At 69.8% G+C, this 15,295-nt stretch carries 17 protein-coding genes; 5 read left to right on the forward strand and 12 right to left on the reverse strand.

Translation table 11 applies throughout. The features are described from left to right. Positions 1-393, reverse strand: coding sequence for a hypothetical protein (locus AX721_RS02110; protein WP_068874288.1), 393 nt, complete (start codon positions 391-393; stop codon positions 1-3). Positions 394-538: 145 nt separating this feature from the next. Here AX721_RS02110 and AX721_RS02115 point away from each other — a divergent pair, with 145 nt between their 5' ends. Further along, on the forward strand, positions 539-973 hold the full coding sequence (locus tag AX721_RS02115) for a GxxExxY protein (RefSeq protein WP_068874290.1): 435 nt from the start codon (positions 539-541) through the stop codon (positions 971-973). Here the strand turns inward: AX721_RS02115 and AX721_RS02120 are convergent. Beyond that, the gene (locus AX721_RS02120) at positions 966-1,664 is read right to left on the reverse strand and encodes an HAD family hydrolase (protein WP_156466962.1); all 699 of its coding nucleotides are present in this window, start codon (positions 1,662-1,664) and stop codon (positions 966-968) included. The genes AX721_RS02115 and AX721_RS02120 overlap by 8 nt on opposite strands. A 161-nt stretch (positions 1,665-1,825) precedes the next feature. Between AX721_RS02120 and AX721_RS02125 the strand changes: the two genes are divergently transcribed. Next, positions 1,826-2,950 (forward strand): response regulator, encoded by a 1,125-nt coding sequence (locus AX721_RS02125; protein ID WP_068874293.1) that lies wholly within the window; start codon positions 1,826-1,828, stop codon positions 2,948-2,950. A 10-nt stretch (positions 2,951-2,960) separates the two neighbouring features. On the opposite strand, the gene AX721_RS02130 is transcribed toward AX721_RS02125, so the two are convergent. From AX721_RS02130 to AX721_RS02145, 4 genes are all read right to left on the reverse strand, one after another. Beyond that, a complete protein-coding gene (locus AX721_RS02130; RefSeq protein ID WP_068874295.1) occupies positions 2,961-5,273 on the reverse strand; it encodes a molybdopterin cofactor-binding domain-containing protein in 2,313 nt (770 codons plus the stop codon). After that, positions 5,270-5,737 carry a (2Fe-2S)-binding protein gene (locus AX721_RS02135; protein WP_156466963.1) on the reverse strand — a complete coding sequence of 156 codons (468 nt, stop codon included), beginning with the start codon at positions 5,735-5,737 and terminating at the stop codon, positions 5,270-5,272. The genes AX721_RS02130 and AX721_RS02135 overlap by 4 nt, the downstream gene beginning before the upstream one ends. A 110-nt stretch (positions 5,738-5,847) precedes the next feature. Then, entirely contained in the window at positions 5,848-6,093 is a 246-nt protein-coding gene (locus AX721_RS02140) for a DUF1272 domain-containing protein (protein ID WP_068874297.1), read from the reverse strand. Positions 6,094-6,155: 62 nt separating this feature from the next. Beyond that, positions 6,156-6,590: a DUF1330 domain-containing protein gene (locus AX721_RS02145; protein ID WP_068874299.1), complete on the reverse strand. Its 435-nt coding sequence runs from the start codon at positions 6,588-6,590 to the stop codon at positions 6,156-6,158. A 77-nt stretch (positions 6,591-6,667) separates the two neighbouring features. Here AX721_RS02145 and carA point away from each other — a divergent pair, with 77 nt between their 5' ends. Then, a complete protein-coding gene (carA, locus tag AX721_RS02150; protein WP_068874301.1) occupies positions 6,668-7,834 on the forward strand; it encodes a glutamine-hydrolyzing carbamoyl-phosphate synthase small subunit in 1,167 nt (388 codons plus the stop codon). A gap of 9 nt (positions 7,835-7,843) precedes the next feature. Here the strand turns inward: carA and AX721_RS02155 are convergent, their stop codons facing one another. From AX721_RS02155 to AX721_RS02175, 5 genes are all read right to left on the reverse strand, one after another. Next, positions 7,844-8,311, reverse strand: a complete 468-nt coding sequence (locus tag AX721_RS02155) for a YbjN domain-containing protein (RefSeq protein WP_082765546.1) — start codon at positions 8,309-8,311, stop codon at positions 7,844-7,846. Between the two features lie 58 nt (positions 8,312-8,369). After that, entirely contained in the window at positions 8,370-9,104 is a 735-nt protein-coding gene (locus AX721_RS02160) for an anti-sigma factor domain-containing protein (protein ID WP_068874303.1), read from the reverse strand. Further along, positions 9,101-9,658, reverse strand: a complete 558-nt coding sequence (locus tag AX721_RS02165) for a sigma-70 family RNA polymerase sigma factor (protein WP_156466964.1) — start codon at positions 9,656-9,658, stop codon at positions 9,101-9,103. The genes AX721_RS02160 and AX721_RS02165 overlap by 4 nt, the downstream gene beginning before the upstream one ends. Before the next feature lie 88 nt (positions 9,659-9,746). Further along, positions 9,747-10,157 carry a cupin domain-containing protein gene (locus AX721_RS02170; protein WP_068874304.1) on the reverse strand — a complete coding sequence of 137 codons (411 nt, stop codon included), beginning with the start codon at positions 10,155-10,157 and terminating at the stop codon, positions 9,747-9,749. A gap of 33 nt (positions 10,158-10,190) precedes the next feature. After that, positions 10,191-10,421 (reverse strand): hypothetical protein, encoded by a 231-nt coding sequence (locus AX721_RS02175; protein WP_068874305.1) that lies wholly within the window; start codon positions 10,419-10,421, stop codon positions 10,191-10,193. A gap of 247 nt (positions 10,422-10,668) precedes the next feature. Here AX721_RS02175 and carB point away from each other — a divergent pair, with 247 nt between their 5' ends. Next, entirely contained in the window at positions 10,669-13,959 is a 3,291-nt protein-coding gene (gene carB / locus AX721_RS02180; RefSeq protein WP_068874306.1) for a carbamoyl-phosphate synthase large subunit, read from the forward strand. 9 nt (positions 13,960-13,968) lie between these two features. On the opposite strand, the gene AX721_RS02185 is transcribed toward carB, so the two are convergent. Next, positions 13,969-14,247 carry a hypothetical protein gene (locus AX721_RS02185; RefSeq protein ID WP_068874307.1) on the reverse strand — a complete coding sequence of 93 codons (279 nt, stop codon included), beginning with the start codon at positions 14,245-14,247 and terminating at the stop codon, positions 13,969-13,971. Between the two features lie 139 nt (positions 14,248-14,386). On the opposite strand from AX721_RS02185, the gene AX721_RS02190 reads away from it, so the two are divergent. Next, complete coding sequence (locus AX721_RS02190) at positions 14,387-15,292, forward strand: alpha/beta hydrolase family protein (RefSeq protein WP_068874309.1); 906 nt, start codon at positions 14,387-14,389, stop codon at positions 15,290-15,292. Positions 15,293-15,295 lie beyond the last annotated feature (3 nt).

Raw genomic sequence — 15,295 nt, forward strand, 5'->3', positions numbered from 1 at the left:
TCAGGCTCCTTGCGGCTTGCGGAGAAGGGCGAGCGCCAGCGGGATGGCGGCGAACAGGTAGACGCCTACGAGGTCGCGCAGCATGTCCGCGGCCGGCGTCGGTCCGCAGGCGGCGTCGTAGACGTGGATGGCGGCGTGCAGCGTCAGCCAGACCGCCGCCAGCAACAGCACCGGCCAACCCTGCCCCGGCCGCCAGGCGAACCATCCCAGGCCCAGGGCGCAGGCCAGGTAGATCGCCCCGATGTCGCGGACGAAGTGCGGATTGAACGGCCCCGTCGCCGGCACGCCCGGCACGGCGTCGTACCAGCCCAAGGGCGCGATCAGCATCGCCAACCCGTTCGCCACGAAGGCCGCCGCCATCAGCCCCGCGAGGTATCTGTCCCAGTTCCGCATCCGCCCTATCCTTTGGCTTTCTGGGCTAGGACGGGAGAGTTGGCGCCGGCGTGACATTGAAACCGCAGAAAACGCAGAAAGACGCAGAAGGAGGAACGGTGTGTTCCCCTATTGTTCCGGGCGAGGCGCTCCTTTACAAGGGCAAATGGACGGCTCGGCGCCTGACGACTTTCTCTACAAGGACGAGGCGCTCCGTATTCGGGGAGCCATCTTCCAGGTCTATCGCGCCATGGGCGCGGGCGTCCTGGAAGCGGTCTACCAGGAATGTCTGGGAATCGAGTTCACGCGGCGGGACATCCCCTTCGTTGCGATGAAGCCCCTCAACCTGACCTACGGCGGTCAGCCGTTGCGACAGTCCTATGTCGCTGATCTTGTTTGCTTCGACAGGATCGTGGTCGAACTGAAGGCGCAGCGCGCTCTCGCGCCTGAGCATCGGGCGCAGATCGTGAACTATCTCCGCGCCACGGGGATGAAGCTTGGCCTGCTCGTCAATTTCGGCGCGACGCCCCGCGTCGAGATCGAGCGGTTCGCGCTGAGTGCTTCTGCGCCTTCTGCGTTTTCTGCGGTTACCCTTAGCTGAGCCCGGCGATCCAGCTCGGCAGGTCCGCGATGCTCTTCAGTTCGACGAAGCGGGGGTGGTCGGTGGGCGGTTCGGCGATCTCGTGGGCCCAGGTGATGTGGTAGGGGATGTAGGCGCCCCAGGCCCCGGCCTCGATAGCCGGCAGGATGTCGGAGCGCATGGAATTGCCGCACATCACCGCCTCGGCGGCGCCGGTGCCATACCGGTCGAAGACGCGCGCATAGGTCGAGGCGTCCTTCTCGCTGACGATCTCCACGGCCGCGAACAGGTCGCCGAGGCCCGAGGCGGCCAGCTTCTGCTCCTGGTGCAGCAGGTCGCCCTTGGTGATCAGCACCAGCCGGTAGCCGGCCTCGGACAGGTCGGCCAGCGCCTGGTCCACGCCGGGCAACGGCTCCACCGGCTCGGATAGCATCTCGCGGCCGGCGGCCAGGATATCGGCGATCAGGCGGCCGGGCGGCTCGCCCTTCGTCAGCTCCATGGCGGTCTCGATCATCGAGAGCGTGAAGCCCTTCACCCCGTAGCCGTAGAGCCGCAGGTTCCGCTTCTCCACCTCCGCCAGCTTGGTGTTGGTGGTCTCGTGGTCGGCGAACTCGGCCATCATCTCTCGCAACCGGTCCTGGGTCAGGCGGAAGATGGTCTCGTTGTGCCAAAGCGTGTCGTCGGCATCGAGGCCGACCGTGGTGATGCGCATGGCCGCCTCCATAGGGCCGCACGGCGGCGATGTGCAATCGGCGGGCGCCGGCTGCAACGGCGCTGGGCGCCGCTCGCCAATCCCTTGACCGGCCGGCGAATGCGAACGACCGGCACGGCGCATGCCGCAATCTCGTCGGCGGGGCGATTCGGAGATCGAGTATGGCGGCGGGCGGCGTACGGGCCTGGTTCGCACGGGTGACCGGGGCGGCGGCGCTGTCGCAGGCCCGCGCCCAGGCCGAACGCGCCGAGGCGCGCCTGCGCGAGGCCATCGACGCCATCCCCGAGGGCGTGGTTTTCCTCGACGCCGAGGGCCGCTACATCCTGTGGAACCGGCGTTACGCCGAGATCTACCATCGGTCGGCCGACCTGTTCCGGCCCGGCGCCAAGCTGATCGACACCCTGCGCGAGGGGGTTCGACGCGGCGACTACCCCGACGCCATCGGTTGCGAGGCGGCCTGGCTGGCCGCCCGCGAGGCCAAGCTCTTCAGCGCCACCGGCGAGCGCCACGAGCAGCAGGTGGCGGACGGCCGCTGGCTGATGATCGAGGAGCGGCGCACCTCGGACGGCGGGGTCATCGGCCTGCGCGTGGACATCACCGAGATGAAGCGCCAGGCCGAGGCGCTGGAACAGGCCCTGGCCCACGCCGAGGCCGCCCATCGGGCCAAGGCCGAGTTCCTGGCCGACATGAGCCACGAGCTGCGCACGCCGCTGAACGGCGTCGCGGGCCTCGCCCAGGCGCTGGACGCGACCGAGCTTTGCCCCGACCAGCGCGCCCTCGTCGCCGAGATCCGCGCGGCCGCCCGCCAGCTGGACCGGCTGGTGAACGGGCTCCTGGACTACGGCGACGCCGACCTCGCCCCCGACGACCGGCCGCACGCCGCCCCTGACCGGCCGCTGAAGGTGCTGGCCGCGGACGACAACCCCACCAACCGCAAGGTGATCGAGCTGATGCTGGAGGCGGCGGGCGTCCAGGTTGTGACGGTCGAGAACGGCTTCGAGGCGGTGGAGGCCTGGCGGGGCGGCGGGTTCGACGCGGTGCTCATGGACCTGCGCATGCCGGTGACCGACGGCCTTTCGGCGATCCGCACCATCCGTTCCGAGGAGCGGGCGGAGGGCCGGCCCCGCACGCCGACGATCGTCCTGTCGGCCAATACGTCCCCCGACGACCGCGCCGCCAGCGCCGCGGCCGGCGCGGACGGCCACATCGCCAAGCCGATCCGGGTGGAGGCCCTGTTCGGCGCGCTGGAGACGGCGCTGGCCGGTCAGGCCGCGCAGGCGTCGTGAGGCTTGAGGCTCAGCCGAGCTGGTCGGCGATCGGCAGGCGGCGGATCCGCCGCCCCGTCGCGGCGTGGATCGCACCGGCCAGCGCAGGAGCGAGCGGGGCCATGCCAGCCTCCCCCATCCCGCTGGGCGCGGCGCCGGTGTTGAGGAATGAGACCTCGATGCGCCGTGGCGAGGCGCCGAGGCGCATCATCGGATAGCTGTCGAAATTGGCTTGCTCGACCTGGCCGTCGCCGATCGTGATGGCCTGCCCCAGGGCGGTGCTCAGCGCATCGTTGACGGCGCCCTCGATCTGCGCGCAGGCGCCGTTCGGGTTCACCACCAGGCCGGCGTCTACCGCCGCCACCACCCGATCCACGGCCAGCCGTCCAGCCTCGACCGTCACCTCGACCACCATCGCCACATAGGTCCCGAAGGTGAAATGGCAGGCGATGCCGCGCCCGCGGCCGGCCGGCAGCGCCCCGCCCCAGTCGCCGGCCCGCCCCGCGGCGCGCAGAACAGCCGCCAGCCGGCCGGGATCGAAGCGACCCGCTCCGAACGGTTCCCGGTACGCGCGTTCGCCGCCGGCCCCGATGAGCCGAAGTCGCATCTCCAGCGGATCGACGCCGGCGGCTTCGGCGATCTCGTCGATGAAGCCCTGGATGGCGAAGGCGTTGACCGTGTGGGCTGGAGACCGCCATGGCCCCCGCGGCGCGGCCGACGGCATGGACAGGTAGTCGAGCTGGTAGTTCGCAACCTCGCCCGCGGGCAGGTCGTCCAGATAGACTTCGGTGAGGAACGGCGGCACGCGCCCGCCGAAGTCGGACCCGAACACCTGCTTCAGGCCCGCCGCCAGCGCCGGCGGCGCCGCGCCATAGCGGAAGACCATCGAGTGCGACGCCAGGCGGTGCCGCCAGCCGGTCAGCCGCCTCTGGCCGTCGAGAGTCGCCTGCAGCAGATGGCAAGCTCCGGGCCGGTAGAGATCGTGCCGGATGTCGTCCTCGCGGGTCCAGACCACGCGCACCGGCCGCCGCGCCGCCTTGGACAGCACCGCGGCTTCGTAGACCATGTCCTGCTGGAACTTGCGCCCAAACCCGCCGCCCATGCGGCAGAGTTCGATCTCGACCTTCAGCGGGTCGCAGCCCGCGACGGCGGCGAGTAGCTCGGCCGAGAGATCGGGGCCCTGCGTCCCAAGGATCGCCTTCGCGCCCGATCCGTCCGGCGCGATATCGACGATGGCGTTCGGCGGCTCCATGCAGGCGTGGGCCACCAGCGGCGCCTCGTATCGGGCCTCCAGGATCCGTGCGGCGCGCCTCGCCGCAGCGTCGAAATCGCCCACCCGGCGCACGGTCTCACCCTCGCCACGCGCGAGGCGGTCCCAGGTCTCGCGGTAGACCGTGGCGCTATCCTCGTGAGCGGCCGCGCCTGGACCTCGGCTCCAGGTGACGACGAGTGCGCGCCGCCCCTTGATCGCCGCCCAGAGGCTGTCCGCGAGCACGGCCACCCCCGCCGCCAGGTTAGCGTAGGGTGGAAACAGCGCGAAGAACGGGAAGCTCGCCGGCGGTCGCTCGATCGGCGCCACGGCGCGCACGCCCGGCACGGCCAGGGCCGCAGCGGCGTCGTAGCGGGCCACGGCGCCATCCAGATAGGGGCAGCGTAGAATGGTCGCGTGCAGCATCCCCGGCATCCGGGCGTCGAGGCCATAGAGCGGCTGTCCGGTGACGATGCGCTCGACCTGCCGGTGCCGCTGCGGTCGGCCCACCACCTTGAAGTCACCGGCGGCCTTGAGGGGAAGCTCGCCCGCCGGCTCGGCGAGCCTGGCTGCGGCGGTCGCAAACGTTCCGTAGGGCGCGCGCCGCCGCGACGGCGCGTGGATCACATGGGCCGCCTCGCTGGAGAGCTGGTCGACGGGAACCTTCCAGGCCCGGGCGGCCGCCTCCAGGATCATCCGCCGTGCCCGCGCGCCGGCTTGGCGCAGGGGACCGAAGGCTGCGCGGACACTGTTCGAGCCGGCGCCCGTGCTCTGCCCCGCCCCAAGGATCGAGGCGATGCCATAAGGCGTCCTTCCCAGCACCAGCGGCATCGCCTCCACGCGCACCGCCTCGAAGGGGACATCGAGCTCCTCAGCAACCAGCATCGGCAGGCTGGTGAACGTCCCCTGCCCCATGTCGGGCACATGGCCGCCGATGAGGATGCGGTTGTCGGGGTCGATGCGGACGAAGGGGCCAAGGTCGCCGGCGAAGCCAGACCGGAGGGCCGCGCGCCCGGGGCGGGCGAAAACCAGCAGGGCGCCGGCCGCCGCAGCCGCCCGCAGGACGTCGCGCCGCGACGCTCCACCCGCGCTCATCGGCTGGCCCGCATGAGCTCCGCCGCGCGACGGACGCCCCGCCGGATCCGCAGATAGGCCCCGCAGCGGCAGAGGTTGGTGAGCTGGGCTTCCACCTCCGCATCGCTCGCATCGGGGTTGTTCGCCAGTAGATCGACCACCGCCATGATCTGACCCGCCTGGCAGAAGCCGCACTGCGGCGCGTCCTCCTCGATCCAGGCCTGCTGGACGGGATGCAGCCGGCCGTCCGCGGGAAGGCCTTCGATGGTGACGATCCGCGCTGCGGATAAGTCGCCCATCGCGACCACGCACGCCCGCGTCGCCGCGCCGTTCACATGCACCGTACAGGCGCCGCACGAGCCGATGCCGCAGCCGTATTTGGTTCCCGTGAGCAGGAGTTCTTCGCGCAGGAACCACAGCAGCGGCATGTCCGCGTCGCCCTCGTAGACGCACGGCCGTCCGTTCACGGTCAGATCGATCGGCATCGCGGCTCCGGCGGCGCAGCAGGGGTTTGGCGTTCAGGAGCCAGCCTTGCCGGCGCGCCGTCGCGATCGCCAATGCCGCCGGCGCATGAAGCCCATGCGCCGCGCGCCGCCTACGCCGCGCAGGCGTCGTGAGGCTTGGTCACCCGCTCGGTGGAGGCGGGGAAGCGGGCCAGGGCGCCCGGCGGGCGGATCGGGCGGGGCGCGAAATTGCCCCTGCAGTTCGGGCAGGCGCCGCCGAGGCGGGTCTCCACGCACTCGGCGCAGAAGGTGCACTCGAAGGTGCAGATGCGGGCGTCGGGGCTATCGGGGGCCAGGTCCCGGTCGCAGCATTCACAGTTGGGTCGGAGGGCGAGCATGGCGTCACCTTGGCCGGCGCCCGGCCTGGCGTAAATGCCAAGTTTCCCTCGTTTTCCGCCAGCTACTCGCCGAAGCCTTCGCCGGGCTCGCGAATCGGCTCCAGCCGCAGGAGGCGCGAGTCGGCGACGCCCGCCGTCCGGTGCTGGACCAGTTCGCGGTACTCCGGATCCCGGACCATGGCGATGAAGGCGTCGGCGCTCGGATACTCGGCGATGAAGGCGATGTCCCAGGCCTCGGCGCCGGGCCCGGTGACCATGACCTGCGGCTTGCCCGCCCAGACCTGCCGCCCACCCAGCCGTTTGAAGATGTGCGCCGTGGTCCGGCCATAGGCGCGGTAGGCGTCCAGGCCCGAAAGGTCCTTGCCGTGGTCAGGATGCCCCGCCGGGTAGTCCGCCTTGGGCTTCAGCTTCACCAGGTTCAGCATCTGGATCGGCTGATCGCGCGGGAGGCTCTTGAAGACATCCCAGGCCTCGCGGTCCGGATCGATATAGGCCATAGGTCCCTCGCGTCGCATTGACCCCAAGTCCGGGACTCACTACCTACGCCGCCGTTTGCCCACAAGGAGCCCCCACCATGAGCCGTGACCTGCTGCCTGGCGTCACCGGAGTCCTGGTGCTGGCCGACGGAACCGTCCTGCAGGGGATCGGCGTCGGCGCGGTCGGCGAGGCCGTGGGCGAAGTCTGCTTCAACACCGCCATGACCGGCTACCAGGAGATCCTGACGGACCCCTCCTACATGGCCCAGATCGTGGCCTTCACGTTCCCGCACATCGGCAACGTCGGCACGAACGTCGAGGACCTCGAGCAGATGTCGGGCTCGGCCGAGACGGCGGCCCGGGGCGCGATCTTCCGGGACCTGCCGACCAAGCCGGCCAACTGGCGGGCCGACAGCGACCTGGAAACCTGGATGAGCCGGCGCGGCGTGATCGGTCTCGCGGGCGTGGACACCCGGGCTCTGACCCGGGCCATCCGCGAGCATGGCATGCCTCACGGCGTGATCGCGCACGATCCGGACGGCAAGTTCGACATCGACGCCCTGGTCGCCAAGGCCAAGGCCTGGTCGGGCCTCGAGGGCCTGGACCTGGCCAAGGACGCCTCCTGCCTGCAGCCCTTCACCTATGACGAGGGCCTCTGGGACTGGAACGGCGGCTACGCCAAGCCGGGCCAGGCCAAGTACGAGGTGGTGGTCGTCGACTACGGCGTGAAGCGCAACATCCTGCGCGCCCTCACCTCGGTGGGCGCCCATGTGACCGTCGTGCCGGCCAAGACCACGGCCGAGGAGATCCTGGCCCGCAATCCGGACGGCGTGCTGCTGTCCAACGGGCCCGGTGATCCGGCGGCAACGGGCGAGTACGCGGTGCCCGAGATCAAGAAGCTGGTCGACAGCGGCAAGCCGGTGTTCGGGATCTGCCTGGGCCACCAGATGCTGTCCCTGGCCCTCGGCGCCAAGACCAAGAAGATGGATCAGGGCCACCACGGGGCGAACCATCCGGTGAAGGACCTGACCACCGGCAAGGTCGAGATCGTCTCGATGAACCACGGCTTCACGGTCGACCGCGACAGCCTGCCCGAGCCGGTGGTCGAGACCCACGTCTCGCTGTTCGACGGCACCAACGCCGGCCTGGCGCTGAAGGACCGGCCGGTCTTCTCGATCCAGCACCACCCCGAAGCCTCGCCCGGCCCCACGGACAGCCTCTACCTGTTCGAGCGCTTCGCCGGCTTCATGGACAAGGCGAAGTAGGCCCGGGCCCTACCAGCCGATGTGTTCGAGGATTTCGGGAAGGAACTGGACGAAGACGTCCAGGTCGTCCTGCAGCGCCTCGTAGGTGCCGCCCGGCGCCAGGTTGGCGTCATAGGCGAAGATCGGATCGCCCCCGTCGTCCGTATAGGCGCGGATGTAGCGCTTCTTGAGGTTCCATTCGTTGACCTTGGCCGCGCTCAGCGGCTCCTTCAGGTCGAAGCTGGCGACGAACTGCACCGCGCGGCACCGGCCGGCGTCGCAGTCGTAGAGGTCGAGGTCGAAGTTGATCCCGTCCTTCGACGTCGAGACGTAGGGCGAGCCTTGGTCCGTCTTGGATATCTTGGCGTCGAAGCCGGCGCTCTTCATGAACGCCAGCACCTCTTCGACGGTCAGTCCCGCGGCGGGGATCGGGCGCGCCTCGGCCGCCCCCGCGCTCAGGAACAGCACGGCGACAGCCGCCAGCAGCACAGGCTTCATACCCACCCCCAGGAGATGTGCGCGCGGAACGCGGCGCCGCGCGAGGCGGCGCCGGCTCCTACAGCTTCGACAGCTTGCCGACGCCGATGACCGGGCCGCTCGGGCCGGCCGGGTTCTTCGAGCCCCCGGGCGGTTCCTCCGACACGGCCAGGGCCGCGCCCTCGGACATCTTGCCCATCAGCTCGGTCGGCAGGGCGATCACCTTGGCCTTGCCGGACTCCACCAGGCCCAGGGACTTGGGATTGTCCTGGCCGGCGATCAGCCACAGCTCGTGCACCTTGTCGCGGTCGGAGCCTTCCGGCAGCAGCGAGGTGACGATCAGCGCCTTGCGGTCGGGGTCGTAGGCGGCCACGAACAGCGGCTGCGCACGGCCCTCCTGGCTGACCACGCTGGCGTTCAGCAGCTGGCCGGTGGGCTGCACCGGAACCTGGCGCTCCACCACCGTCGGCGGCTGGGCGACCTGGACCATCACGCCGGCGAGGCTGGCCGCCGCCAGGGCGAAGCCGCCCATGGCCGAGTTCCGCCAGAAGCGCAGCTTGTTCATGATCGCGCCGTTGTCGTTGGCCGGCAGCATCCGCTCGATGCGCGTCCACAGGTCGGCCGGAGCAGGGACCGGCTCGATGCTCTCGATCATCGGGCCCAGGCGCGCGCGCCAGGCTTCGACGTCGGCGGCGAAGGCGGGTTCGCGGGCCATGCGGGCCTCGGCCTCGGCCCGTTCGCGGGCGTTCAGGACGCCCAGGGCATGTTCGGCGGCGAAGGCTTCGGCTTCGGAAAGGTCGGGGGCTTCGCTCATGACTGGAGGCACCCTTTCAGCTTCGCCAGTCCGCGACGGATCCAACTCTTAACGGTGCCCAGCGGAGCATCCATGCGCTTGGCTAAGGCTTCGTAAGTGACGCCTTCGAAAAATGCGGTGCGGATCACGGACTGGGTCCGGTCGTCCAGTTCCGACATGCACCCGTGCAGCCGGTCGCGGTCGTCCGCGGCGGCCAGCAGGGTCTCGGCGCTGTCCGCGCCGTCGGGGATTTCCAGTTCCTCCACGGGCTCGGCATAGGCCATCGGCCCCCGCGCCCGCAGCCGGTCGATGGCCCGGTTCCGCGCGATGGTGGACACCCAGGTCATCACGCTCGCGCGGGCGCCGTCGAAACGGTCGGCCCGTCGCCAAATGGTGACGTACACGTCCTGCAAAACGTCCTCACTCTCCTCGCGGTCGGAGAGGATACGGAGGCAGACCCCAAAAAGCTTCGCGGAGGTGGCCTGGTACAATTGTCGCAGGGCCTCCCGCTCGCCCGCGGCGATGCGGGTCATCAGCGGCGATAGGATGTCGGTTGTCGTCGCGGCGGAGGCCAAGGCGGTCCCTTAGGTTGTGTCGCTTTGCTCAGCGAACGCATTAGGGCGAAGCTGCCTGTCTCGCGCGCAAGACGCAAGCGTTCCCGTATCAGGGGTTCCTGGGGATCGTCACCGCCGCTCCCGGCGGCGCCTGGTCGATGGTCAGGAGGCGCACGGGCTCGTCTCCCACCACGACCGCCTCGTGCCATTGCTCGACGGCGTCCACCATCCAGTCCCCCGCGACCGCGTCGCGGGTCTGGCCCGTGTCGAGATTGGTGATCCTGAGGCGTCCGGCCAGCACGTTCACGATGCGCGGATAGGGATGCCTGTGGGCCGCCAGGCGCCCGCCGGCCGGGATGATCGCCTGGCTGACGGTGACGCGCAGGTCGCCGGCCGGCGCGCGGATCGCCTGACCCGACAGGGTGGCGTCCAGAACCGTGGGCGCGCCCGCCTTGGGCGGGACCTGCGCCACGGCCGGCGTCGATATCAGGAGGGCGAGGAGAGGCAGGGCGCACCGCATGCGCCCCACCCTGCCTTCATCGCGTCGGCGAAGCTAGGCCGCGGCGGACTTCAGCGTGGCCTTGCGGGTGGCGGCGCGCTTTTCCTTGGCGCGCTCCAGGCGAGCTTCCTTGCGCTGGTCGGCTTCGGCCTGCAGGGGTTCGAGCAGCTCGGCGGCGGCCGCCTTCTGCTTGTCGTCGCCCTGCTCGCTCAGCCTGCGTGCGTTCGCCAGCAGGTTCACGACCTCGTCGTCGCTCAGGGTCGGGATTCTGTCGAGCAGGCTCATGGGCACTCCGCATGTCTCCGGACGCCGAACGTCGACGCCCGTAAGGAGAGAGCCTCAGCCGCGAGTTAGTTGCGTGATTCGCTTCAGAAATTTCCGGGAACCGAACGCGCTCTGCGGAACTATGGGCTGCCCGGTCGTGTGCGTGCTTGCGCCGAGGGGCATCGGTCTCTAAAGGGGCGCCTTAACCTGCAGTTCTGACTTGTCGGCAGCGGTGCGAAAGCACGCGCGGCCCTTGCGCGCGAGACCCATGCCCAAACGTACCGACATCTCCTCGATCCTGATCATCGGCGCCGGTCCCATCGTGATCGGCCAGGCATGCGAGTTCGACTATTCCGGCGTCCAGGCCTGCAAGGCGTTGCGGGCCGAGGGCTATCGGATCGTGCTGGTGAACTCGAACCCGGCGACGATCATGACCGATCCGAACGTCGCCGACGCCACCTACATCGAACCGATCACGCCCGAGATGGTCGAGAAGATCATCGAGAAGGAGCGCCCTGACGCCCTGCTGCCCACCATGGGCGGCCAGACGGCCCTGAATACGGCCCTGGCGCTGGAGGCGAACGGCGTCCTGAAGAAGTACGGCGTGGAGATGATCGGGGCCAAGGCCGACGTCATCGACAAGGCCGAGGACCGGCAGAAATTCCGCGACGCCATGGACAAGATCGGGCTGGAAAGCCCCAAGTCCAAGGCCGCCCACACCCTGGACGAGGCCATGGAGGGCCTGGAGTTCGTGGGCCTGCCCGCGATCATCCGCCCGTCCTTCACCCTGGCGGGCACCGGCGGCGGCATCGCCTACAACGTCGAGGAATTCCGCGAGATCGTGGAGCGGGGCCTCGACCTCTCGCCCACCACCGAGGTGCTCATCGAGGAGAGCGTCCTGGGCTGGAAGGAGTACGAGATGGAGGTCGTCCGCGACAAGGCGGACAACTGCATCATCGTCTGCTCCATCGAGAACATCGACCCGATGGGCGTCCATACCGGCGACTCCATCACCGTCGCCCCCGCCTTGACGCTGACCGACAAGGAATACCAGCGGATGCGGCGCGCCTCGATCGACGTGCTGCGCGAGATCGGCGTCGAGACCGGCGGCTCCAACGTCCAGTTCGCGGTGAACCCCGCCGACGGCCGCATGGTGGTCATCGAGATGAACCCGCGGGTGTCGCGCTCGTCGGCCCTCGCCTCCAAGGCCACCGGCTTCCCCATCGCCAAGGTCGCCGCCCGCTTGGCGGTGGGCTACACGCTCGACGAGCTGATGAACGACATCACGGGCGCCACGCCGGCCTCGTTCGAGCCCAGCATCGACTACGTGGTCACCAAGATCCCGCGCTTTGCGTTCGAGAAGTTCCCGGGCTCCGAGCCATACCTCACCACCCAGATGAAATCGGTGGGCGAGGTCATGGCCATCGGCCGCACCTTCGCCGAGAGCCTGCAGAAGGCCCTGCGCGGGCTGGAGACGGGCCTCTCCGGCCTGGACGAGATCGCCATCGAGGGCGGCGAGGATCCGGAGATGGGCCACGCGGCCGTGCTGCGCGCCCTCGCCCAGCCCACGCCGGACCGGCTGCGGGTCATCGCCCAGGCGTTCCGCCACGGCCTGACCGTCGACGAGATCCACGGCGCCTGCTCGTACGAACCCTGGTTCCTGCGCCAGCTCGAGACCCTGGTGAAGACCGAAGCGCAAATCCGCGCCGACGGCCTGCCCACCACCGCGGTGGAGTTCCGCAAGCTGAAGGCCCTGGGCTTCTCCGACGCCCGGCTGGCGAAGCTGACCCACACCACCGAGAAGGAAGTCCGCGAGCAGCGGCGCGCCCTGGGCGTGCGGCCGGTGTTCAAGCGCATCGACACCTGCGCCGGCGAGTTCCGGGCCGAGACGCCCTACATGTATTCGACCTACGAGAGCGGCGCCCTGGGTCAGCTTCCCGACAACGAGAGCGAGCCCTCCGACCGCAAGAAGGCGATCATCCTCGGCGGCGGCCCCAACCGGATCGGCCAGGGGATCGAGTTCGACTACTGCTGCTGCCACGCGGCCTTCGCGCTGGACGAGATCGGCGTGGAGTCGATCATGGTGAACTGCAATCCGGAGACCGTCTCCACCGACTACGACACCTCCGACCGCCTGTACTTCGAGCCGCTGACGGCCGAGGACGTGCTGGAGCTGATCAAGGTCGAGCAGACCCGCGGCGAGCTCCTGGGCGTGATTGTGCAGTTCGGCGGCCAGACCCCGCTGAAGCTGGCGGCCGCGCTGGAAGAGGCCGGCATCCCGATCCTGGGCACCAGCCCCGACGCCATCGACCTGGCCGAGGACCGCGAGCGGTTCCAGCAGCTGCTGCACAAGCTGAAGATCGCCCAGCCGGTGAACGGCATCGCCCGCTCCCGCGAAGAGGCCTTCGAGGCGGCCCACAAGGTGGGCTACCCCATCGTCATCCGCCCCTCCTACGTGCTTGGCGGTCGCGCCATGGAGATCGTGCGCGATGACGAGCAGCTCGAGCGCTACATCACCACCGCCGTGCAGGTGTCCGGCGACAGCCCGGTCCTGATCGACCAGTACCTCAGCCGGGCCACCGAGGTGGACGTGGACGCCCTGTGCGACAACACCGGCGCGGTCTTCGTGGCGGGCGTCATGGAGCACATCGAGGAGGCGGGCGTGCACTCGGGCGACAGCGCCTGCTCCCTGCCGCCCTTCTCCCTGCGCCCCGAGACCATCGCCGAGCTGAAGCGCCAGACCGAGGCCATGGCCCGGGCGCTGAACGTGCGCGGCCTGATGAACGTGCAGTTCGCCATCGAGGAGCCGGCCAGCCCGAACCCCCGGATCTACGTCCTGGAGGTCAACCCGCGCGCCAGCCGCACCGTGCCCTTCGTGGCCAAGACCATCGGCGAGCCCGTGGCCGCCATCGCCGCCAAGCTGATGGCGGGCAAGCCGCTCAGCGACTTCGGCCTGACCGACAAGCCCTACGACCACATCGCGGTGAAGGAGGCGGTCTTCCCGTTCGCCCGTTTCGCCGGCGTCGACACCATCCTGGGCCCCGAGATGCGCTCCACGGGCGAGGTCATGGGGCTGGACTGGATCCGCCCGGGCGAAGGCCCCGGCCCGGCCTTCGCGCGCGCCTTCGCCAAGAGCCAGCTGGGCGGCGGCACCGTCCTGCCGTCCAAGGGCTGCGCCTTCATCTCGGTGAAGGACAGCGATAAGGACTGGATCCTGGAAGCGGCCCAGATCATCTCGGCCCAGGGCTTCCGCATCCTGGCCACCGCCGGCACCGCCGCCTACCTCGCCGAGAAGGGAGTGAAGGTCGAGACGGTCAAGAAGGTGCTGGAGGGCCGCCCGCACATCGTCGACCACATGAAGAACGGCGAGGTGCAGCTGGTCTTCAACACCACCGAGGGCAAGCAGTCGCTGCTGGACAGCTTCGAGATCCGCCGCAGCGCCCTGATGATGAAGATTCCCTACTTCACCACCACCCCCGCCGCCCTGGCCGCCGCCCGCGCCATCGCGGCGGTGGCCGAGGACCCGCTCGAAGTGCGGCCGCTGCAGAGCTACGCCTAGGTTTCTCGCCTAGGCGTCCTCCTCCTCCTCCGCCGGCGCCTCGCCCTCGTCTTCGGTCCCGGATTCCAGGACCTTGAAGGCGTCGTGGAAGCGCTTGAGGGCGCCGATCGAGGCCTGCACCCGCTGGGTGGCCGCACCCACGTCGCCCTGGGCGCCGTTGATCACCGCCAGGTTGGTGCTGGCGATGGCGTCGGCCAGCGCCTTCAGGCAGCCCTTCAGCGCCGCGAAATCGGCCGCGGTGTCGGGCTCGTCGCCGTCGTCATCGATGTAGTCGTCGAGGCTGACCATGTGCGTCTCCGGAAGTTCAGCGCGATGTGCCGCCGGACGCCGCGGAAGTCCATGGGCGCCGTCGCGCCCGACATAGACCCGGGCTATGCGGCCGTTCGCGCCCACCGGTGCTAGCCTGCCGCAAAACCGGGAGGTGGGCGTGCTGAGAGCGGTGCTGGGCGCGGCGATGGCGCTCGTCTTGGCGGGCATGGCCCAGGCCGCCCCGCGCCTGGAGACGATCGAGCTGACGTCCCGGCTCGTTCCATCCCCGGTGAAGGTCTCGGTCCTGCTGCCGGACGACGACCGATCCTCTCAGAAGCTGCCGCTCCTGCTGATGCTGCACGGCGGTGGGGGCGACAACGGCTTCCTCGCCAGGATGCAGCCGACCCTCGAAGCCGCGCGGGCGGCGGGCGAGTTCCCGCCGGCCGTGGTGGTCACCCCCGACGTCGGCCGCTCGCTCTACATGGACTTCAAGGACGGCTCGCAGAAATGGGAGACCTTCCTGGTGACGGAGATGATCCCGGAACTCCGCCGCCGTTACGGCCTGTCCACGGAGCGCCGCCACACGCTGGTGACCGGCATCTCGATGGGCGGGCTGGGCAGCCTGCGCCTCGGCTTCGACCACCCGCAGGTGTTCGGCGGCCTGGCCGCCCTGGAGCCCGGCATCGAGCCGGCCCTCGCGTTCGACGACGTGAAGCTCCGCAACCGCTTCCAGCGCGACGACCGCTTCTTCGCCGGCATCTTCGGCGATCCGGTGGACCGGGAACTCTGGAAGCGCTCCAACCCCGCCAACATGGCCATCGCCAACAGGTCCGCGATCCTGGCGGCCGGCCTGGCGATCTACATCGAGGCGGGCGACCGCGACATGTTCCACCTGGACGAAGGGACCGAGTTCCTGCACCGGGTGCTGTGGGACCACGGCGTCCCGCACGAGTACCGGCTGGTCCGCAACGCCGATCACGTCGGGCGGACGATCCCCGCCCGGATGCGCGACGCCCTGCGGTTCCTCGACCGCGAGGTCCTGAACCCGCCGCCGCAGGGCAGATCGTGGCGGGTGAAGGCGTAGAGG

The organism is Phenylobacterium sp. CCH9-H3, from assembly GCF_001557235.1.
GTDB lineage: Bacteria > Pseudomonadota > Alphaproteobacteria > Caulobacterales > Caulobacteraceae > Phenylobacterium.